This is a genomic window from Chryseobacterium endalhagicum, from assembly GCF_016745235.1.
GTDB lineage: Bacteria > Bacteroidota > Bacteroidia > Flavobacteriales > Weeksellaceae > Chryseobacterium > Chryseobacterium endalhagicum.
This window is the reverse complement of the sequence record NZ_JAELVM010000001.1, coordinates 1,767,572-1,789,808: the sequence shown is the minus strand read 5'-3', so window position 1 is coordinate 1,789,808 and position 22,237 is coordinate 1,767,572. Positions and strand designations below refer to the sequence as shown.

The following is a 22,237-nucleotide window of genomic DNA, read 5'->3' as shown; positions in this document are numbered from 1 at the left end:
AGAATATTTCAATTTTTTATGGACTGAATTCTTATGGGATTTGTAAAGAATACTCTTACAGAGACATTTTTCTTTAAAATACATGTTATTCAATTGTTGTGAAAAATATTTTATTTCTCAACAGACTGTTTCTTGTTTATTTATTTTAATAAAATATCAATATAAATAAAATAAATTCTTTAAAACACGCAGTTTAAATGATATTTTTCTATAATTAATTCAAAAAATAAAATATGAAAACTCACATTATAATCACTTATACATTGATATAATGCTAAATAATTCTATATTTGCTTAAACAATATCTAGAAATTTTATGAAAAAGAGAATTATTCTTGTTTGTGCATTGGCTTCAAGCTTTATAGGGTTAAATGCACAAAGCTGGGAGCCTGTATCTCAGAAAGTAGCTCCGATAAGGAAGGAAGTGAATGTATTGTACTCATACACAGTAGATCTGAATTCTGTAAGAGAACTTTTAAAAGATGCACCTGAAGCAGGAAAAGGCGGCAGCCCGGTAATTATTTCTTTACCTACAGCTAATGGAAAAGTAGAAAGATTTTCAGTGTACAGTGCTCCTGTAGTTGAAAAATCTATGGCAGACCGTTATGGTTTGGGAGCGTATTCAGGGGTTGGAATAGACAATCCGCAAAAGCAGATCAGATTCAGTACGGCTCCGAATGATTTCCAGTCTATGATTTTTGATGCTTCTACCGGAAAATATGAATTTATTGAGCCTATCAATAAAGAAAGAAATGTTTACGGCGTATTCTTCAAATCCAATAAGGTACAGGATGGACATCCGTTTGAATGTACAACCGATGAGCCTGAACATTCAAAAAAGGAAATGAGTAAGCTGCTGGCGTCTAAAAACGTTCAGGGCTTAGGAAGTGCCAATAAAAACAATGATCTTAAATACAGAACCTACAGAATAGCGATCTCTGTAAATGCTGAATATACCCAGCTTGCAGGAGGTGTTGCAGGTGCTGCTACCCGTATTAATGCCACTATGGCAAGAGTAAACGGGGTATTTGAAAAAGATTTTGGTATTCACATGAATGTACTGGATCTTCCTCAGTTGATTTATACAGATGCCGCTACAGATCCATACTCTAATGTAATCCAAAATGCCAACGGAACATTCAGTGCTCCAGGTGCCTGGAATCTTCAGGTTCAGCAGACGATTACCGCTGCCATTGGAAATGCAGGATACGATATCGGTCACTTCTTCGGACACAGAGGAGGAGGCGGAAGCGCGGGCCGTGTAGGAAACGTTTGTATCAACCCGGCTAACAACAACGATGCCACCTCAAAAGGAGCAGGAATTACCTCTCCGAATATCGTAGACCAGCCTTTCGGAGATACTTATGATATTGATTTTGTAGCTCACGAAATAGGCCACCAGTTCGGAGGTGCACACACGATGTCGCTTGCTCAGCACGGTGCTCATATGGAACCGGGATCAGGATCTACGATCATGGGATATGCAGGTATTACGAATGCCAACGTACAGATGAATTCTGATGCTTATTTCCACGTTAAAAATATTGAAGAAGTACAGGCTTATGTGAATTCCAAGGAGTGTGGTACTATCACTGCGATTACAAATAACACGCCTCCAACCATTCAGCCTCTTACCAGCAGAACGATTCCGAAAGGAACTGCATTTGTTTTAACTGCAGATGCCACTGATGCACAAAATGACCCTATGACATATACATGGGAACAGTATGACCTTGCACAAGCCACTTTCGGAGCAGTAAGTGCAACACGCAGACATGGAGCCAATTTCAGATCCGTGATGCCTTCTGCTTCTCCTACAAGATATTTCCCGCTTCTTTCTACAGTGCTTAACGGTTCTGTTTCAAATATTCCTGGTTGGGAAACCGTTGCGAATGTTCCAAGAGGGATGAGATTCAAAGTAACTGTAAGAGACAACAATCCTGATATTACAAAACAACAGACCCAAAGCGGAAGAATTGATCTGGAAGTAGGAAACGACGGACCATTCAAAGTAACTTCAACTAACGTTTATAATAATACAGCCGGAGCCATCACGTGGGATGTAGTCAATACAAACAACAGCACCTATAATGCACAGAATGTTAAGATTGATTACACTACGGATAATGGAACAAACTGGACTGTCATTACACCTTCCACTCCTAATGACGGATCTGAACCATTTATGTTCTCTGCTCTTGCAGCCGGATCCAATGTAAAGATCAGAGTAAGTGCTATCAATAATGTATTCTATGCTATCGGTAACGCAACCGTTAGTGCAAACAGTTCAGCATGTTCTACAGTAGAACCTACCGGAATTGCAGTTTCAGGTATTACCATGTCTTCTGCCAATATCAACTGGGCAGCACTTCAGGGAAGCCAGTATACGATAAGATATAGAAAAGTGGGAGCTCCAACATGGATTTCTGCTACTGTAGCGGCTAACTCTTCTTTCCTATCCGGACTGGAGAATACAACACAGTATGAATATCAGGTAGCCAACATATGCGGTTCTACAACCGGAACATTCTCTGCAGTAGCCAACTTTACAACATTAGGATACGCATTGTGTACCAACACATCTGCCAATCCAGCGGACGAATTTATCTCCAATGTTACAGTAACTCCTGTTGGGCAAACTCCAATGTCAAATGCAACTGCAGGTGCAGCATATACAAGCTATGCAGCAGATCCTGCCAAACTGATCACCCTTACACAAGGTTCTGCCGGTAATACAGTGAGCATTACAAAACAGTGGAGCGCAGCTCAGTATAATGACGGAGTAACTGCCTGGATCGACTTCAACAGAGACGGAAACTTCTCTGCTTCTGAAATCATCCATACCAGTGCAGCCAGCATTGTAACACCGGTTTCAGCAACATTTACGGTACCTGCTGATGCTTATGCAGGACCTTTAAATACCACTATGAGAGTTGTCCTGACCTATGATGATCAGCCAACCAGCGGTTGTTCCAACTTCGCTTATGGGGAAATTGAAGATTACGCAGTAAAAATTCTTCCTCAGGTTTTAGGTACCAGCGACGTTGTGAAAGACAATACTTCCGTACAGATCTATCCTAACCCGGCTTATGATGTTCTGAACGTGACGAATATTTCTTCCAATGCACAATTCAGTATTTTCAATATGGCTGGACAAGCAGTAATGAACGGTACTGTTGCAGGTCAGAAAATCCCTGTCTCTAAGCTAAGCACAGGAGTATATGTGATTACAATTGAAGATAAAGGAACGGTTTCAAGATTGAAATTCATTAAGAAATAATCCTTTTATTTTATCATAAACAGAGCCCGGCTAAAAGCCGGGCTTTTTGTATGCCTGTTTTGATTGGATTTTATAAGCTCACAATTTATTTTCACATTTTTAATATTTTATTTTCAATAATTACTGAAAGTTCAAAAATATTATTATCTTTGAATAGAAATTAATCCGATCAATTATTAATCTTATGAAAAGCATTTATAAAATAATACATTATGGTATAGCCACAGTCTGGGTTATCAATGGTCTTTTCTGCAAAATATTGAACTTTGTTCCGCGTCACGAAGAGATTGTTGCAAGGATTTTAGGTGGCGATTATTCAAGACTGTTAACTGTTCTGATCGGTTGCTCAGAAATGGTAATGGCGGTATGGGTATTAACGGGAATTCACTCCAGATTCAATGCACTTGCTCAAATTACACTCATTGCTTCTATGAATATACTTGAATTTATATTGGCTCCGGATTTACTGCTTTGGGGCAGATTCAATTCCCTATTTGCTTTTCTCTTTATTCTGCTTATTTATTTTAATGAATTTCATTTAAATCCAAAAAAACTAAATCACCATGTTTGACTTTTTAAAAAACCATCCGTTTGCTGTAGAAGCTTTTTTTGAAAGCTCTCTTGTTCTGACGTTTGCCGTTCCTAAAGAACAACTGCAGCCTCTTATTCCGGAATGTCTGGAACTCGATACTTTTCAGGATCAATGGGCCTTTGTAGCAGCAGCAATGGTTCAGACAAAAGATTTACGCCCAAAAGGCTTTCCAAAGTTGATGGGAAATGATTTTTTCCTGATCGGCTACCGGGTATTTGTAAGATACAGGAGCAATACAGGAAAGAGGCTGCGCGGGCTGTATATTCTTAAATCTGAAACGGATAAAAAGAAAATGGAATTGATGGGTAATGTATTCACCCACTACAATTATTCCACAACAGATATTCAGCAAACGGAAAAAGAGAATGTAAAAGAAATACAATCTGTTAAGTCAAAATTTAAAGTAAGTATCAGTAAAAAAGAAGAAAATATCCCTCTGCCACCCCATTCTCCCTTCGCAGACTGGAAAGAAGCAAGAAGATTTGCAGGGCCCTTACCTTTTACTTTTACTTACAATAAAGGAACTCAGGAAGTCCTTATCATCGAAGGCGTAAGACAAAACTGGACTCCGGCACCCGTAGAGATTCTCAACTATAATTTCGGATTTTTAGAAAGTCTTAAACTGGATAATCCTGTTTTAGCCAATGCATTTATCATTAAAAACATTCCATACTACTGGAAAAAAGGAAAAATTGAACCATGGAAACAAAAAGAAGAAAATTTCAGGGCGTCTTAAATATTTTAAGCTTTAACCGTCATTTTTATATAATAGGAATAGGAATTTTAGCTTTAATTACGGCCAGTCACAAGATATTTGAATGGTCAGATCTTTTATACTGGCTCATCATAGCCGCATTTCTTTACGGGCTTATCATGCCGTTAATAGTATCAGCATATGTTTATGATTTTTCGGGATATTATGATTTTCAATGGCTGAAGAACTGTTCTGTTGATGAATCGAAAGTAAAAAACATTTTAAATATCAATGCAGGGTTTGATGAAACGAGCTACATCATCAAAAACAACTTTCCACAGGCCGGTTTAAAAGTATTTGATTTTTATGATGCGAAACGGCATACGGAACCGGCTATAATAAGAGCCAGAAAAGTGAGTATTGTATATCCTGACACCCAGCAGATGCATTCCAATTCAATTCCATTGCCTGATCAGTCAGCTGATATTATTTTTCTGCTTTCCGTGGCACATGAGATCAGGTCACATGAAGAAAAGATCATATTTTTAAAAGAATGCCGTCGCTTATGCAAAACCGACGGGAAAATAATTATGGTAGAGCACCTGAGGGATTTCCCGAATTTTTTAGCCTTTTCTGTAGGCTTCACGCATTTTTTTTCAAAAGCGGTATGGAAAAATGCTTTTAAAAGTGCAGGCTTTTCATCATTTGAAGAAGTAAAATTCACCCCTTTTATGTCAATTTTTATTTGTACACCCTAACCATCCCATATTATGGAACTTCACTTACAAATCATTGGAACGCTTTTAATTGCTTTGGCATTTGTACATATTATTTTTCCTAAATATTTTAACTGGAAACAGGAACTTCAGTCATTAAGCCTGATGAACAGGGAAATGATGTGGGTTCATACCATCTTTATAGCCTTAACTGTATTTCTTATGGGTTTGCTTTGTATCACCTCTCCGCAAGAGCTGACAGAACCCGGTTTGGGTAAAAAAATTGCGCTTGGATTAGCGGTCTTCTGGACCATCCGGCTGTTTATTCAGTTTTTTGGATATTCTTCAAAATTATGGAAAGGAAAAACTTTTGAAACCATTACCCATATCATTTTTTCCCTGCTTTGGACATACATAAGCGGAGTGTTCTGGGTCATCTGTTTCAGTAAGTAGTTAACCTGAGTTCGGGATAAGAAGTTAAGATTAAAAGGCTGGAAGCTGGAAGAAGGAAGTAACTATTAGCCATTGGTATTAAACATTTACCTTTAAATTTGTTGAACCGGATTAAAAAAATTAATAAAAACCACAGTCTATTTCTACCTCTGCCCTTCAATAACTTCCCTCTTCCAGCTTCAGACTTCCTGACCAGTCTTAAAAAAACAAAAATACCTTATCCCGAACTCAGGTTAGTGCAAATTATTTGTGTTTAAATCTAAATTATTGATATTAATTTTTCTATTTTTGGTTGAATTTAATTTGATTTTAAATGAAAAAGCTGACCTATACACTTTTATTCGCATCGGGGCTTGTTTTCGGGCAGTTCTTTGAGCATGATAAGGCTTTCACCAAACAGGATACTTTGAAAGGTTCTGATACGAAATTCCGGAACTTCTGGGATGTGAAAAAATACGACCTTTCCGTAGAACCGGATTTTGCAAAAAAAAGCATTAAAGGATACAATAAAATCAGTTTTGAAATCACCAAAGATGTTACAGATCCGGTTTTTCAAATCGACCTTCAAAAGCCGATGAAAGCGGATAAAGTAGAAGGTAATTTCCCAATTGCCAACTTTAAACAGGACGGCGATTTTATTTTTGTCACTGCTAAAAAGAATTTTAAAAAAGGAGAAAAATATACCCTTGACGTCACCTATTCCGGCCAGCCTGTGATTGCAAAAAATGCACCCTGGGATGGAGGCTGGGTTTTCGCTAAAGATGAAAACGGAAATCCGTGGATGAGTGTTGCCGATGAAGGAATCGGAGCATCCATCTGGCTTCCGACAAAAGATATCTGGAGTGACGAGCCTGAAAACGGGATCATCATGAAAATCATTACTCCGAATGACCTGGTGGGCGTAGGAAACGGAAGACTGATCAGCAAAAAAGCAGAAGGTGGAAAAACAGCTTATACCTGGGAAGTAAAAAATCCGATCAATGCCTATTCTATCATCCCGAATATTGGGAAATATGTTAATTTTAAAGATACATTCACCGGTGAAAAAGGAAAACTGGACCTTGATTACTGGGTACTGGACCACAACCTGGAAAAAGCTAAGAAACAGTTCCAGCAGGTAAAACCAATGCTTTCTGCATTTGAATACTGGTTCGGACCTTATCCTTTTTACGAGGATTCTTACAAACTGGTTGACTCTCCCTATCTTGGAATGGAGCATCAGAGCAACGTAGCCTATGGAAACGGCTATCAGAATGGCTATCTGGGTAGAGATCTTTCCGAAACAGGTGTAGGCCTTAAATGGGATTACATCATTATCCACGAAAGCGGCCACGAGTGGTTTGCGAACAATATTACAGCAAAAGATCAGGCAGACATGTGGATTCACGAAAGTTTCACGATGTATTCCGAGGTGCTTTTCGTTGAAAAATATATGGATAAAAAATCAGCCGATGTTTATGGTATTGGGGTCAGAAATATGATCCAGAACGATGTTCCGATCATTGGAAAGTATGGCGTAAGAAATGAAGGAAGCGGCGATATGTACCCGAAAGGAGCCAATATGCTTCATACCATCAGACAGATAATCAATAATGATGAAAAATTCAGACAGATCTTAAGAGGCCTGAACAAGGATTTTTATCATCAGACGGTTACCACAAAACAGATCGAAGATTATATGTCATCAAAATCAGGAATTGATCTTTCCACTATTTTTAATCAGTATTTAAGAACCACAAAGATCCCGACACTTGAGTATTCTCAAACCGGAGATTCTTTAAAATTCCGCTACACTGATGTGGTTAAAGATCTTAAACTTCCTGTTATCATTAATGGAGATCAAACCATCAGCCCTACAGAAAACTGGCAGACGGTAAAGCTTAAGAAAAGCAGTCCTGTGGAATTTAATAAGAATTATTTTATTAATTATACACAGACCCAATAAGTGAAGACGAAATGACTAATGATGTAAATGGTCAATAAAAATTTCTAAAATTGAAACAAAAAGGCAGTTCCATCTTTGTGATTTTGCCTTTTTTGCTTTTTTTGCCCTTTTATTTTCAAAAACTTTAAGAAAAGTTTAATACCGCGGTCCGTAACAAAACGATAAAAAAAACTACTATTTAACTATAAAATTCAAACCTAATGAAAAAAACAGCAATCAGTCTGGGCCTTTTTGCAGCCTTTATGGCCAATGCCCAATCCATCAAAACTACGATTGATCTTGTGAATGTAAAAGACGACAAAGTAGCCGTTACGATGGAATTTCCTAAAATGAAATCAGGAGACATCAAGTTTCATTTCCCTAAAACCGTTCCGGGAACCTATTCTGTAGATGACTACGGAAGATTCGTGGAAGGCATCAAATTTTACGACAACAAAGGAAGAGAAATTGCCTATACCAAAGTGAATGACAACACGTATTCATTAAAAAACGCTAAAGATTTAACCAAAGTAACTTATCTGGTTAATGACAGTTTTGATGATGAAATGGATAATTCAAAACATAAAGCGGTATTTTCTCCGTCAGGAACTGATATTGAAGAGGGTAAAGTTTATATGATCAACACCCACGGATTTATCGGATATATTGATAATATGCAGGATGTTCCTTACCAGCTGATCGTTCAGAAGCCAGCCGGATTCTATGGAACAACAGCGTTGGTAGATCAGGACAAATCTGATGCTACAGATACCTTTACCCTGGCCAATTATGCTAAAGTAACGGATTCTCCGCTGATGTATACCAAACCGGATTACATCACTTTCAATGCAGGAGGAATGGATCTGGTCCTTGGCGTTTATTCCCCAACCGGAAAATATAAGGCAGCCGACTTTAAAGATAATCTTGAAAAAATGGTACTGGCCCAGAAGAAATTCCTGGGTGATATGAATACCAATAAAAAATATGCGATCATGCTTTATCTTTCAGGAGGTGAGGGGCCGCAGATCAAAGGTTTCGGAGCACTGGAGCACCACGAGTCTACCAGTGTGGTACTTCCTGAAATGATGCCGAAAGATGCTATTGATAAAACCATCACGGACGTTGTTTCCCATGAGTTTTTCCATACGGTAAATCCTCTGAAAACGCATTCAGAAGAGATCCATTATTTTGATTACGCAGATCCTAAAATGTCCCAGCATCTTTGGATGTATGAAGGCGGAACGGAATATTTTGCCAACCTTTTCCAGATCCAGGAAGGGCTGATCAACAAGGATGAATTCCTTCAGAGAATGAATGAGAAGATCACCAATTCAAAAAATTACGATGATACCATGCCGTTTACGGTGATGAGTAAAAATATTCTGAAGGACGAATATAAGGATCAGTACAGAAACGTGTATGAAAAAGGAGCATTGCTGGCGATGTGTCTTGATATTGAGCTGAGAAAGCTGTCTAACGGAGAAATGGGCTACCGCGATATGATCAGAAAACTGTCCCAGAGATTCGGAGAAAACAAACCTTTCAAAGATGACAAACTGATTGATGAGCTGGTAACTGTTACCGGATATCCACAGGTGAAAGATTTCTATAATAAATACATTGCAGGAAACCAGCCGACACCTTATGCAGAATACCTGAATATGGTAGGCGTAGAAGCTAAAAAGCAGGATACACCACCATTGTTCTGGTTCATCAAAGATCCCAACCAGACGGGTTATAATGAGAAGAACAATACCTTTGTATTCGATGAAAGCTCTGCACTGTCCCCTTTTGCAAAAAGTGTAGGATTTAAAATCACCGATGAAATCGTTTCTCTTGACGGAAAAACAATTGATATCCAGAAAATGCAGGATTTTATCAGTTATACCAAAACCATTAAAGATGGACAGAATGTTACCGTGACTGTTCTTAGAAAAAACGGTGACAAAACAGATAAGATAGAGCTAAAAGGTAAAGCTATCCTGGATAAAATGACGATAGAAACGCTGCAATACAAAGCGAATCCAACTCCGGCAGAACAGAAACTGCAAAGCCAGTGGCTGACCGGAAAGAAATAATTAAATCCAAAGATTAAAATGGTAAAAAAAAGCGGGAAAAATTTCCCGCTTTTTTATTTTTTATTTACCGCCTTGCTTTTTCAGAAGCTCCAGCGTATGCTTTACGTGATCGTTGCCTTCCCATACATCGTGGCCGGGAATTATCTTGGCACTGGCCGGGTATTTGGCTTTCAGTTTCTGCATGGTTGCAGGCCATTGCTGTACATTGGCTTCACCTGTGTAACCAAGATCAACAGCAGAACTGCTTTTCACTAAACAGCCTCCGTCCAGAACATTGTATTTTGGAAACCATACTACCACATTGTCTGCTGTATGTCCTTCACCCAGGAAATCTACAACAAACTCCTCCCCGCCTATTTTATATTTTTTTCCGGTCTCTGTTATTTTACTTGAAGTTGCTTTCCCTTCTTTTTTCAGCAGTTCATTCGTTTTAGCAGTTGCATAAGTACTGATTCCCTTATTATTGTAAAAGCTCAGGTCTCCTGCCCTGTCATCATGGGAATGTGTGGCAAATACTGCAATTACCGGTAAATTATGACGCTTTTTTATCGTATCCATAAGGCTCTGATACTGGGTTTTCTGCCATGGAACATCAAAAAGAACCACGCCTTTTTTCGTCACCAGATACACCGAATTGGCCGAATATTCTTTACCGCCGAAAACACCGAATGTCCTGTACAGATAAAGGTTTTTGCCCAAGGATGGACCAATGACAAACTCGCGCTCCTGCGCATTAAAACTATTAATTAAGAATAAAAACAACACACTTAAAACCTTAACACTTTTCTTCATAATTTTTTATAGTATTTTAATTAATTGACCGAAATATAAATTCTGGAATGGAGCCGCTGGATCAGTCGGCATCCGGAAGAAGTGCAAATTTATCTATAATTTGGATAATCCTGCCGACATGGGGAGGATTTAACTTTTTTTAATACTGATAAAGTTTTAAAGCATTGAAAACAGAAAACAAAAGGCTCTGTTTATCCTTTTCTGATTGTAATTCTGAAGGTACTTCCCTTTCCTACTTCGGTCTGGGAAATTTTAATATCTCCGTTGTGGTATTCGTGGATGACCCTTCTGGCCAGTGAAAGACCAAGCCCCCAGCCTCTCTTCTTCGTGGAATAGCCCGGTTTGAATACATTTCTCACCTGCTGCTTCGTCATTCCGCTTCCGGAATCCTTGACTTCTATGAGGATATTTTTGTTTCTTTCAAAAACATACATTTCAAGCACGCCTTCTCCTTTCATAGCATCTACCGCATTTTTCACGAGGTTTTCAATCACCCAGCTCATCAGGATTTTGTTGTGCGGAACCAGAATCGTATATGTTGGAAGGTGCAGGCTAAAATCTATTTTCTTGGAAATCCTGGTTTTCAGATAATCATAATTCTCAGAAATGGTTTCATTGAAATTCAGGTCATTCAGTTCAGGAATGGAGCCTATTTTAGAGAAACGCTCGGAAATGGTTCTCAGTCTTTCAATATCTCTTTCAATTTCGTGTACGCCATCAGATTCCGGGTTATCCAGCTTCATGATTTCTATCCAGCCGATCATGGATGACAGCGGTGTTCCGATCTGGTGGGCGGTTTCCTTGGCCAGCCCGGCCCAGAGATAGCCTTCATCGGTTTTCTTGATGGTCCTCAAAAACCAGAATGAAAACAGGAAATAACACAGAATAAAAAAGCCTAAGATGAAAGGTGAATATCGTAAATTATTAAGAATCTGAGAGTTATCATAATACACAAACTGATTGTTCCCGTTGGGCACTTTAATTTCAATCGGCGGATAGCTTTTCGCCATCTTTTTCGCCAGCAGTGTTACCAGAACAGGATCGTTTTCAATTTCCTGAGGAATATTTTTATGAACCATCGGACGGTCTTCCCTGTCCAGTACGATCATTGGAATGGTGGTGTTCGAGCTGTATATTTTAAGGATCAGTTCCTGCACTTCCAGACTTGGGGTTACTTCCTGCTGAAATTTCAGTGCGCTTACCAGAATATCTACCCTTTTGATCTCCTCTTTCCTTAGAAAATTGATCAAAATAGTTGAAGCCACTACAATGGTAACCACCACCAGCGTCATCAGCATAAATATAATCCAGTTATTCAGTCTGGCAAGTATGGATTTCCTCAAATCTTTTTATTTTAAAACATTCAGAATTTTCTGCAGTTCTGCATTTCCGCTTCCCTGATAGTTATTGATAATGATGGAAAATGTATATTTTTTACCGTCTTTCGCAGTATGATAGCCTGCAAAAGATTTGGTATCTCTCATCGTTCCGCTTTTCATCTTCATGCCGTTATCCTGAACCGGAAAACCATCATAATAAGCATCAAACCAGGATTGTTTTTTCGCATACAGCAAAGCCTGAACTTCTGCTTTGGCTGCTACATAATTCTGGGGCGAAAGACCGCTTCCATCTGCAAAATTGATCATATTCGGGTTGATCCCTTTTGATTTCCAGAATTCCTTTAAATAAGCCACTCCGTTTTTAAAGCTGGAATTTCCTTTCTTTTCCTTTCCTAAAGTTTTGATCAAAGTTTCCCCGTACAGATTGACGCTTTTTCTTAAAAACCAATATACGATTTTATCCAAAGTCGGTGACTGATAGGTAAGGATAGTATTTTTTGCAGCTGCCGGAACAGGTTTTCCTTCAAGCTCAAGCTGTGAGGACGTCACTGCTTTTCCTGAGATTTCGATTCCGGATTCTTTCAGCCATTTCTGAACTTCTGTTGCCAATTGAAGCGGCGGATTAGGCAGCGCACCTGAAACCGTCACTGTTTTTCCTGCCGGTAAGGTTCCGTTAATTAATGCCACTTCGGAATGGGGAGCCGTAAAAATCAGACTTTGATCAGAGCTTCCTCCTGCCTTCAGATCATTGAGCCATTTTACATTTTCCAGTGGATAGGAAAAACCTTTGAACTCTGTTCCGTTAATATTAATATCAAACTGATTTTCTCTCCAGTTCACGCCCCAGACTCCGGCTCCGTAATAATTCCCCAGATCATCCCATGGCCATCCGCCGGGAATCGTTTGATGGTCAAAATAAGAATCATCAATCACCAGATTACCGGAAATCTTCTTAATTCCGGCATTTTTAAGAGCTTCAATGACTTTGTTTTTGAAATTTTCAGGTTTATAGGCGTCATACCGCCAGCTTCCCAATGTAGGATCGCCGTTCGAACTGATGATAAGATCCCCGTTCAATATTCCTGAAGACAGGTTGCCTGAGTAACCGGCCGTTGTTTTAAAAGTATAGTTTTTTCCTAAAGTTTCAAGAGCTGCTGCTGCGGTGAAGACCTTCTGGGTAGAGGCAGTGGACAAACCTTTACTGCCCTGATATTCATAAATAAATGTCCCGTTTTCATCTGTAACATAGAATGATAATCCGGATGACACCGCACCCGAAGACTCCATAAGATCTTTGGTGGCTTTATCCAGTTTCTGCGCAATATTCTGAGCAGTGATCATCTGAACCGACAGTGTAAGCACTGCAAGTGTTTTTTTCATTGTCATTTTTTATAAATCTGAGTTTTCAGCCAATGTTCCGGCTCCGCTTATGAGTTGAACATCAGCCTATGAATGTATTTCACAAAGCATTATATTCAATTCCTGATCAAATATAATAAAAATAAGAGCTTGTTTGAGCGGCTTAAAGAATGCTTCCCGTCTCTATTTCGTAAGGTTCTTTATCTTTTTCGAAAATCCTCGTCAGTTCACTGCCTTCTACTGTAATCGCATCTCCTGTTCTTCTGATCCAGTTTCCTTCACGAAGACCAACTACTTTTAAATTATTTTGCGTCAGAAATTCTCTGATCCTGGTTTCTCTGGTTTCCCCATTGTGTTTCAATTCAGGATTGGGATCAAGATAATGCGGATTGATATTGAACGGAACCAGCCCCATACATTCGAAGCTTGGCGGATATACAATGGGCATATCATTCGTGGTTTTCATATTCTGACCTCCGATATTACTTCCGGCACTGCATCCCAGATAGGCTTTTCCGGATTCAACATTTTCCTTTAAAACAGACATTAAACCTTCTTCATGCAACGTTTTTACCAGCAAAAATGTATTTCCGCCACCTGTAAAATAACCGCGGGCATTATTTAAAGCTTCTGTTTTATCTTCAAATTCATGAAGACCTCTTACCTTAATACCGATGGTTTCAAAGAAAGATCTTGCTTTCGCTGTATAGTCTTCATGGGAAATACCGCCGGGTCTTGCAAAAGGAATGAAAATAATTTCATCAATTCCCTGATAAAGTCTGATTAATTCTTCTCTTAAGTATTCTAAATATTCACCGCCGAAAATAGTGGAAGTGGATGCTAATATGATGTTCATGTCAAGATATTATTATGATTGTGTAATAAAAAACCGAATTACAAAGATAAACTCAAACTCCAACGAATCAAAAATTACGCTAAAAAAAACACGGTATCCGTTAATATCTTCTAAAAAACCTTAAAGCTTCTAAATTTTATAGCTTTCTGGAATTATTATTGAATTTTAGAAAGAAGAATTTTAAAAAATGTAAGATTATGAAAATGACTAAAATTAATATCAAAAATTTATTTCTGGGATTATTATTTGCAGGAACAGCAGGTTTGGTAAATGCACAGACAACAAAAACGGATACTGCAAACACCACCACAACTCCAGCCACAACCGCACAGACAGGAAGTAATGCAACGATTGACGGCCTAAAAAAACAAATTGAAGCCAATCCAAAAGATACGGATGCATTAGCAAAACTGGCTGCCGCTTATCAGGATGCCTCAGACTGGACCAATGCAGTGGATACATGGAAAAAAATCTCCGTATTGCTGCCGGATTGGGCTCCGTCATATTACAGCCAGGCATACGCCTATCAGTCGGCTAAAGATGATACCAATGCAAGAAGTGCTTATGAAAAATATATTGCCACTGTAAAACCTGCAGAGGTAGAGCAAAATAAGAAAAATCTGGCTTACGCTTATTTCTATCTGGCGTTTACAGAACAGAAAACTGACCCCAATAAAGCAAAAGAACATATTGCTAAATCTATAGAATACGATCCGACCAATCAGGATGCGTTAAAATTGAGCAAAGCTTTAAATTCATAAATACTGAATCCGGAAATTGTTTCCGGATTTTTTTATTCGCCTAAACAGATGTAAGATTATTTAACACAAGGATAGACAAAGTTTTTTACCTGATTTACTCTTGATTTTAAGATCAACAAAGGCGTAAACTTATCTATGGTATACTATTTCTCTTTAGATTACTTTGTGCACTTTGAGTTTTTTTTTCCTCAGATTTCGCAGATTTTCACAGATGATTGTGGTTATTTGTGAATACTATTGGTGTTTAAAGCTTGTTTAAATCAATAAGTCCACCTTTATGTTTTTCTTTGGACCTCCATAACTTCCCTCTTCTGGCTTGAGGCTTCCTGACCCTAATCAATCTTCTTTCCAAAGAAATCTGTTTCGCCATGGAGATGCCGGATAATCTTTTCAATATTTCTGTCGATACTGGCTTCTGTTTTCAGGTTATTGATATAGCGGATCAGTTCATGTCTTCGGGATGGAATCAGATTTTCAAAATTGCTGACCGCTACAGGACTTGATTTAATCGCTTCATCCAGTTTGGGATGAATAGAAATGCTCCGGTCTGAATCATCATATTCTATTGAAATTTCCAGAGTTTCCCCTATTCTTTTAGGAGAATTTTTCAACATGATAAGATTGACATAGAGTCTCCATTCCCCTAAATATTTCATCAGGTTCTGCTTGAACTCTTTTCCGTTTACGGTTCCTTTCACCGGAATCGGGCTCTTGTCTTTTCCGGCTTCTCTGAAAATCTCAGCCAGGATTTCTTCCGGAACGAAAACAAAGGGATTGATCCCGATAATGTCCAGTACGGCTGTAAAACTGTTATTTTTCATGTTTAACAAATGTAGTGATTTATTGGATGCGGGTGCGGGTTTCGCGGTGCGGGATTCGAGGATACGGGTGAGGAAATATTACCGGTGGCTTCGGGAGCCTCTGCCACCTGATGCTTGTCATTCATACAATATACTTCCGGATTGACAATCTTAAACACTAAATTCTCCTACTCTATACCACTCAGCCCGTATCCCGCGCCGCGAAACTCAAACCCCGAAACTCGAATCTCGGAACTCGCACCCCGAACCCCGAAACAAAATTAAAATTTTCCACTCACAAACGGAATTCTTATCTTTGCGGTAATAAATCTATCGAACAAAATGAAATTTTTTATTGACACCGCCAATTTAGAGCAGATCAAAGAAGCAAGAGACCTTGGAATTTTAGATGGTGTAACAACCAACCCTTCCTTAATGGCAAAAGAAGGAATTCAGGGAAACGAGGCTATCAAGAACCATTACAAAACGATCTGTGAGCTTGTAGACGGAGATATTTCTGCGGAGGTACTTTCTACTACGTATGAAGAAATGATCAAAGAAGGGGAAGAATTGGCAGCAATCCACCCTAATATCGTTGTGAAGATCCCAATGATCAAAGACGGGATCAAAGCTTTAAAATATTTCTCCGACAAAGGGATCAAAACAAACTGTACGCTTATTTTCTCTGCAGGACAGGCGCTTTTAGCAGCTAAAGCAGGGGCTACTTATGTTTCTCCTTTCCTGGGAAGACTGGATGACATTTCTACTGACGGACTGGGTCTTATCCAGGAAATCAGATTAATTTTTGACAACTATATGTATGAGACTGAAATCCTTGCAGCATCTATCCGTCATTCTATGCACATCATCGACTGTGCTAAAATCGGGGCAGATGTGATTACGTCTCCACTTCCTCCGATCTTGAGTTTATTGAAGCACCCGTTAACAGACAGCGGACTGGCTCAGTTTATTGCAGATTCTCAGAAATTAGCTTAATTATTAAAAAGCTATTCAGATATAAAGGGGCTGTCTCAAAATTGAGACGGTCTTTTTTTATTAGTTTTCAACACAAAGTTCGATTTTGATTCTTTACTTTCCTCTAAATTCAGTATCACCTAAAGTAAAAAATTATAAAATTTAACGCAAAGTTTCATTCTAATACCGCATACCTTGAGGGGGCAAAGACGGAATCAATTTGCATTGATTCGATTAAGCGAGCGTATTATCCATTCGCTTCATCACGACGCAGTCGAATTCTTTGCTTTCCTTTAAATTTAACATCGTTTAAAAATCTTTGCGTCTAATAAAATTACTCCTTTTGCCGGCAACCTAAAAAAATAATCTCTAAAAAAAGATAAAGACTATTGGCAGGTTCCATCATTAACGGTTTGAGTCAGTTTTAAAAATAAGTCTTAGAGAATAAACAACAAAAATAATCCCCGGAACTTTTGGATTCGGGGATTATTCCTGGGAAGTTTTTTAGACAACTTCATTCTTTTATTTCAACAGATCCATTTCCAGAATATTATTTTCCTTTTTAATTTGATTAATCAATTGCATTTCTCTCTCCTTTCTCTTCGCATTAGAAGTTTTTACCAGTTTTCCTGAATCATCAATTTCCAAAACATCACGGCTTTGTGCCTGCATCAGCTTTTCACTTTTCATCGGATCTTTACAATAATCTTTAAAAGCTTGTTTATATTTTGTTTCATTCAATTTAATAAGGTTAAAAGCATTCTCTCCGGAATTCTTCCATTCATATCCTTCCGGAAGTTTTTTAATTCCCTTTAGTTCGAATGAATGCGTCTGGCTGGAATCCTCTAACTTTACAATGAGTCCGGGAAGTCCATAGAATTTATAGGGTCCATCCTGAATGAGCAGGTCTGTGGTAAACCATGCAGTCCATTTTCTGCCTGCAAATTCGCAAACAGCTTTTTGAGCAGCCAGTTCTCCGATCTTTGCTTTGTCAGGAAGAATTTTCCATTTTTGTTTTCTTCCATCCTCTACCATATATATATCAATGCCAAGAGAATTGAAAAAATTTACCGAATAATCAGGATATGACTTTTCAACACTATAACGAATTTTACCTTTAAACTTAATTTTTGAAAGATCCATTTCTATTCCACGCTTAACATGTATATCCATAGCAGCTGCCCAAATAGAATCTGATTTAAAGACATCGCTGCTGTAAAATTTAGATCCCTTCGGAATAACATCCAGAAACATTATTTCAGTCTCCCGGACATCTCTTGCTGTAGAATCAATGCTATACCTATACTCATAAATGAATCTCTGACTCTGAGCAAAGACTGAAAGGGTTAACAGGAGAATGAATAAGGTGGTTACTTTTTTCATGAAATGATTAATATGATTTTAAATTTTCTTCAACATTTTTAATTACCCTGCAAGGATTTCCCACAGCAACAGCATATTCCGGAATATCTTTGGTGACCACGCTTCCCGCTCCTATCACAGCATTATTTCCAATGGAAACGCCCGGCAGTACCACTACATTTCCTCCCAGCCACACATTATCTCCTACGGTAATCGGGTGGGCATATTCCAGTCCTTCATTTCTCTGTCTGGCATCAAGCGGATGTCCGGCGGTATAAAAGCTGCAGTTCGGACCAATGAAAACATTATCCCCGAATTTCACTTCAGCGCAGTCTAATATAGTAAGATTATGATTGGCATAAAAATTTTCTCCCACTTTAATATTATAGCCGTAGTCACACCAAAAATTGGGCTCAATACAAATCTGTTCTTTCACATCGCCCAGAATTTGTCTGATCAATTGATTTCTGTTTTCCGCATCTGAGTTCTTCAACTGATTATACTCCAGACACAGGTCTTTACAGGCTATGCGTTCACTGATCAGTTCTTTATCATAATTGGCATCGTATAAGAGCCCGGCTGCGCATTTTTCCTTTTCTGTCATACGGTTGGGTTTAAAGTTCAAGGTTTAAGGTTTAAGGTTTAAGGTTTAAAGATAAGGGAATATAAAAAAATACAGGATAGTCATTAATAACCATCCTGTATTTTATCTGTTAGAAAAGTATTTACTTATATAAATCCGGTTCTATTTTATTGTTATTTTTTAAGACGTCTTCTTTTGCCCTTTTCTCAATATTCTTGTACATTTCATTCGCGTCGATGCTTTTCCCGTCCTGGTTTTTCATATTAATAACGGCACCCGCTGGAAGTGTACTCATCATCTGCTTCATATCTTTAGTAGGATCTGCAAGGTAGTCTTTCCAGGCTTTTTTGAACTGTTTTTTGCTGATCTCTATTTCTTTACCGCCTATTCCCACCATTGTGAGCCCCGGAATCTGAAGATCTTCTTCTGAACCCGCTTCCGTTTTCTTATTTCCGATTAAAGTCATAATATGGGAACCCGTAGTGTCTTCAATTTTTACGATAAGCCCAGGCAGTCCATAGAATTTATACGGTCCGTCCTGAAAAGGAATATCCGTGGAAAACCAGGCGATCCAGCTTCTTCCGCCATAATTGGTTGTGGCTTTTTGGGTATTGTATTCTCCGATTTTTTCCTTATCAGGTAAGATCTTCCACTCAGGTTTCTGATCTTCTGCCACTTTATAAGTAGTATTCCCAATTTTATCCGAAAAAGAGACTCCAAAGTCCGGATACTTTTTAATCACCGTTGTGAAAATGGTTCCGGGTTTTAAATTTTTCTTGATATTAATGCTTCCTCCAAAACCACCTTTCACCTGCTTTGCAATATCAGCTTTTGTAGTAGAATCTGAAACGAACTTTTCACGGCTGTAGTATTTGGACCCGTTTTTATCAATATCCAGAAGCATGATATCGCTCTTCACATCTGCTTTATTGGTAGAATCTGCAATATATTTATAGTCATAAAAGAATCTGTTGACCTGTGCATTGGCAAACACGCCAAGAAGCACCAATAAAATCAAATAATTTTTTTTCATAATGTATGCTGTCTTTTTCTATGGTATTAAAAGCTTTGCCAATTTCAAAATCACTGGCAAAGCTTATTGGGTACTTTAGTTCTTTGTTTTAATTCTTATTTCTCCTTTCGGGATAGCTCCATCATTTGATTTATTAATAGTAATGCTGGCAATAGTTTCAGGCTTAACGGCTTCCATCTCTTCCTTGGTAATTTCTCTGTCATTCAGGAAAATTTTAGTATCGTCCAGACCGTTCACTTTAAATCTTTTTATTCCTTTTGAAACCGTAGTTCCCTTGGAATTTGTAATTCTATCCGCTTCCAACACGATTGTATTGTTCTGAAAAGGCTTATCGCTGTTTGTGCTTTTAAAGAAATAGCTGTTTCCTTTAGAGCCGTCAATTACTTTTTTAGCCACTTCCAGTCTTATTTTCTCTACATCCATTCTTGCCTTTTCTCCGGCTGCTCTCGCTGCTTCTCCCTGCAGTCTGGCACGTTCACCATCCATTCTTGCTTTTTCTCCTGCTATCCTGGCAATACCTCCCTGCATTCTTCCAATTTCTGCTGCTTTCATAGCTTCAATTCTGGCTTTTTCACCCAGCTCCATGGCTTCAATTCTGGCTTTTTCAGCTTTTTTCTGTGCAGCCTTTGCTGCTTTTATCGCTCTTCTGGATGCTTTTGTATCTCCGGATCCCAAATTCTGATAGTTAATATCATTGAACCTGTAAACTTTTACCCTTGGAGCGTTGGGCGGTGTGGGAGCATCAGGAAATTCAAGATGAAGATCAGAAAGATCCGGCATTTCCACGCCCAGGTTTTCAAGCTCTTTCATTTTACCTTTCCATTCATCAGATTTAAAAAAATCATTGATTCTTTTTGTCTCTGTGCCGGACATCGATAAGGCCATTTTAAAATCATCAGAGCTGGTAATTTTTCCTAATTCTCCGGAAAGCTCACCAATTTCTTCCAGATTTCTCTGAAATTCTTTGCTCTCAGGTTTCAGGGTTTTTAATACCTTACTTTTCTCTTCGATCTTTTTCCCAAGCTCTGTCAGTTCTTTTTTGCTTTCAGATTCTTTGAAAGAGAAAGGTTTTCTGATTTCCAGCTTTTCGGTTTTTTCAGGGATGGTGTCTTTTTTGATCTGGGAAACGGCTTCCTCAATGGCTATATTGGTTTCTTTAATTTCTTTGTTCTTGGCATTTACCATATAGGCAAAGGCTACTGAAAATAAAACCGGTAATGCAAAAATTCTACGCGCATATCCGAATTTGGTTTTTGGTTTTTGTAACATTTTGAGTCGTTTTTTTAGATTTGAACTTAAAAACGGACTGGCGGCAGGCAACTGTGTTCCGGAAAAGTGGCTTGCTAAAAGCATCTGCGCAAATGCTTTGGTGTCCGATTGTTTTACGGCTTTTTTATCAGCCAGATACTCGTGGATGAGGCTTATTTCTTTTTTAATGATATGAAAAAACGGATTGAACCAGAAAACAGAAGTAATGATCTCAATACATATCTTATCGAATGAGTGTTTCTGTTCAATATGAACCATTTCATGTTTTAAAATCTGCTCTCCCACCTCGGAATTCAAGGTGATGGTATTCTTCCAGAAGAGGTTTTTAAAGTATGAAAACGGAGCTTCGGTCAAGTTGGTACGGTAAAAATTGATCCCGTTGAAACTTTCTTTTTGAAACTGCTTTTTAAGCTTCTGGATCTTAAGGATCCCGAAAATTAACTTCCCTACAAAATAGAGAGAAACCAGTCCCAAAGCTGAAAAAATAATTCTAAAATAAATGTGGCCATTGTCTATATTTTTATCAGTGTTAAAATTCTGTATCTTATCAAGAAGCATATACATGTCATTATTCACTTCTATCGTAAAATCATCTACCCTGATCAGGGGCAGCAGCAAGGATACAACCATTGCAGACAAAAGGTAAAATCTGTTATAATGGTGAAACGTCTTGTCCTTTAAAGACAACTGATAATACAAAAACATTACACCGGAGCACACAATTACTTTCCCAAAATATAAAAGTACAGTTTCCATGATCAGTTAGTTTTTCTTTTTGAGTTCGTTCAGAAGCATTTCAAGATCTTCCACCGTCATTTCATTCTTTTCTACGAGGAAAGAAACGGCGCTTTTATAAGAACCTTTGAAATAGTTTTTCACAAGACTTTTCATAGTTTTCCCGGAATACTGCTCTTTGGTGACCAGCGGGAAATATTCATGCTGTCTTCCGTATACATGATAGTCTACGAATTCTTTGTCTTTCAGTACCTTTAAAATGGTAGAAACCGTATTGGTATGAGGTTTCGGTTCCGGGAAAAGGTCCAGGATATCTTTCAGGAATCCTTTTTCGAGTTTCCATACATATTGCATCACCTGTTCTTCTGCCTTTGTTAAATTCTGAATTTTCATATCCTACTCAATTATCATTAAAAGTGATATAATATTTAATAGATTTCTATATCACTAAGAAATTAGTTATACAAATGTAGAAATAAAAATGATTCAAACAACTAATTTTCTAGTGATAAAATCCTGAATCGCTTAACTTTCTGTAAATCAATTAAATAAATTTTATTAAAATATGTTAAATTTTTAACCCAGCTTATTTATTGCCTGTTTAATTGTCAGGAAAACTTCATAATAAGCTATAA

General features: G+C 38.1%; 19 protein-coding genes. 9 read left to right on the top strand and 10 right to left on the bottom strand.

Features of this window, described 5'->3' with window-relative positions; translation table 11 throughout:
- The first annotated feature begins 316 nt into the window (after window positions 1–316).
- The 7 genes from JET18_RS07820 to JET18_RS07790 all read left to right on the top strand — a co-directional run bounded on the left by JET18_RS07820 (window position 317) and on the right by JET18_RS07790 (window position 9,737).
- Complete coding sequence (locus tag JET18_RS07820; protein ID WP_202090050.1) at window positions 317–3,280, top strand: reprolysin-like metallopeptidase; 2,964 nt, start codon at window positions 317–319, stop codon at window positions 3,278–3,280.
- A gap of 184 nt (window positions 3,281–3,464) precedes the next feature.
- On the top strand, window positions 3,465–3,851 hold the full coding sequence (locus tag JET18_RS07815; RefSeq protein ID WP_202090049.1) for a DoxX-like family protein: 387 nt from the start codon (window positions 3,465–3,467) through the stop codon (window positions 3,849–3,851).
- Window positions 3,844–4,608 carry a DUF2071 domain-containing protein gene (locus JET18_RS07810; protein WP_202090048.1) on the top strand — a complete coding sequence of 255 codons (765 nt, stop codon included), beginning with the start codon at window positions 3,844–3,846 and terminating at the stop codon, window positions 4,606–4,608. The genes JET18_RS07815 and JET18_RS07810 overlap by 8 nt, the downstream gene beginning before the upstream one ends.
- Window positions 4,572–5,324 carry a methyltransferase gene (locus tag JET18_RS07805; RefSeq protein ID WP_202090047.1) on the top strand — a complete coding sequence of 251 codons (753 nt, stop codon included), beginning with the start codon at window positions 4,572–4,574 and terminating at the stop codon, window positions 5,322–5,324. Before JET18_RS07810 ends, JET18_RS07805 begins: the two co-directional genes overlap by 37 nt.
- A gap of 12 nt (window positions 5,325–5,336) precedes the next feature.
- On the top strand, window positions 5,337–5,735 hold the full coding sequence (locus tag JET18_RS07800) for a hypothetical protein (protein ID WP_202090046.1): 399 nt from the start codon (window positions 5,337–5,339) through the stop codon (window positions 5,733–5,735).
- 313 nt (window positions 5,736–6,048) lie between these two features.
- Entirely contained in the window at window positions 6,049–7,680 is a 1,632-nt protein-coding gene (locus tag JET18_RS07795; protein WP_202090045.1) for a M1 family metallopeptidase, read from the top strand.
- 200 nt (window positions 7,681–7,880) lie between these two features.
- Window positions 7,881–9,737, top strand: coding sequence for a M61 family metallopeptidase (locus JET18_RS07790; protein ID WP_202090044.1), 1,857 nt, complete (start codon window positions 7,881–7,883; stop codon window positions 9,735–9,737).
- A gap of 60 nt (window positions 9,738–9,797) precedes the next feature.
- On the opposite strand, the gene blaIND is transcribed toward JET18_RS07790, so the two are convergent.
- The 4 genes from blaIND to pepE all read right to left on the bottom strand — a co-directional run bounded on the left by blaIND (window position 9,798) and on the right by pepE (window position 14,084).
- The gene (gene blaIND / locus JET18_RS07785) at window positions 9,798–10,529 is read right to left on the bottom strand and encodes an IND family subclass B1 metallo-beta-lactamase (protein WP_202090043.1); all 732 of its coding nucleotides are present in this window, start codon (window positions 10,527–10,529) and stop codon (window positions 9,798–9,800) included.
- Window positions 10,530–10,720: 191 nt separating this feature from the next.
- Complete coding sequence (locus JET18_RS07780) at window positions 10,721–11,872, bottom strand: sensor histidine kinase (protein WP_228728500.1); 1,152 nt, start codon at window positions 11,870–11,872, stop codon at window positions 10,721–10,723.
- A 6-nt stretch (window positions 11,873–11,878) separates the two neighbouring features.
- Complete coding sequence (gene dacB / locus JET18_RS07775; RefSeq protein ID WP_394369515.1) at window positions 11,879–13,249, bottom strand: D-alanyl-D-alanine carboxypeptidase/D-alanyl-D-alanine endopeptidase; 1,371 nt, start codon at window positions 13,247–13,249, stop codon at window positions 11,879–11,881.
- A 142-nt stretch (window positions 13,250–13,391) separates the two neighbouring features.
- A complete protein-coding gene (pepE, locus tag JET18_RS07770) occupies window positions 13,392–14,084 on the bottom strand; it encodes a dipeptidase PepE (protein WP_202090041.1) in 693 nt (230 codons plus the stop codon).
- A gap of 197 nt (window positions 14,085–14,281) precedes the next feature.
- Between pepE and JET18_RS07765 the strand changes: the two genes are divergently transcribed.
- Window positions 14,282–14,845: a tetratricopeptide repeat protein gene (locus JET18_RS07765; protein WP_202090040.1), complete on the top strand. Its 564-nt coding sequence runs from the start codon at window positions 14,282–14,284 to the stop codon at window positions 14,843–14,845.
- A 332-nt stretch (window positions 14,846–15,177) separates the two neighbouring features.
- On the opposite strand, the gene JET18_RS07760 is transcribed toward JET18_RS07765, so the two are convergent.
- Entirely contained in the window at window positions 15,178–15,666 is a 489-nt protein-coding gene (locus tag JET18_RS07760) for a YdeI/OmpD-associated family protein (RefSeq protein WP_202090039.1), read from the bottom strand.
- 321 nt (window positions 15,667–15,987) lie between these two features.
- Between JET18_RS07760 and fsa the strand changes: the two genes are divergently transcribed.
- Window positions 15,988–16,641 (top strand): fructose-6-phosphate aldolase, encoded by a 654-nt coding sequence (gene fsa, locus JET18_RS07755; RefSeq protein ID WP_184159140.1) that lies wholly within the window; start codon window positions 15,988–15,990, stop codon window positions 16,639–16,641.
- Window positions 16,642–17,142: 501 nt separating this feature from the next.
- Here the strand turns inward: fsa and JET18_RS07750 are convergent.
- From JET18_RS07750 to JET18_RS07730, 5 genes are all read right to left on the bottom strand, one after another.
- A complete protein-coding gene (locus JET18_RS07750; RefSeq protein ID WP_202090038.1) occupies window positions 17,143–18,003 on the bottom strand; it encodes a GLPGLI family protein in 861 nt (286 codons plus the stop codon).
- Window positions 18,004–18,010: 7 nt separating this feature from the next.
- Entirely contained in the window at window positions 18,011–18,586 is a 576-nt protein-coding gene (locus tag JET18_RS07745) for a sugar O-acetyltransferase (RefSeq protein ID WP_202090037.1), read from the bottom strand.
- A gap of 121 nt (window positions 18,587–18,707) precedes the next feature.
- Window positions 18,708–19,598: a GLPGLI family protein gene (locus JET18_RS07740; protein WP_202090036.1), complete on the bottom strand. Its 891-nt coding sequence runs from the start codon at window positions 19,596–19,598 to the stop codon at window positions 18,708–18,710.
- A gap of 75 nt (window positions 19,599–19,673) precedes the next feature.
- Window positions 19,674–21,623, bottom strand: coding sequence for a M56 family metallopeptidase (locus tag JET18_RS07735; RefSeq protein ID WP_202090035.1), 1,950 nt, complete (start codon window positions 21,621–21,623; stop codon window positions 19,674–19,676).
- A 6-nt stretch (window positions 21,624–21,629) separates the two neighbouring features.
- Window positions 21,630–21,995 (bottom strand): BlaI/MecI/CopY family transcriptional regulator, encoded by a 366-nt coding sequence (locus JET18_RS07730; RefSeq protein ID WP_202090034.1) that lies wholly within the window; start codon window positions 21,993–21,995, stop codon window positions 21,630–21,632.
- Window positions 21,996–22,237: the final 242 nt, after the last annotated feature.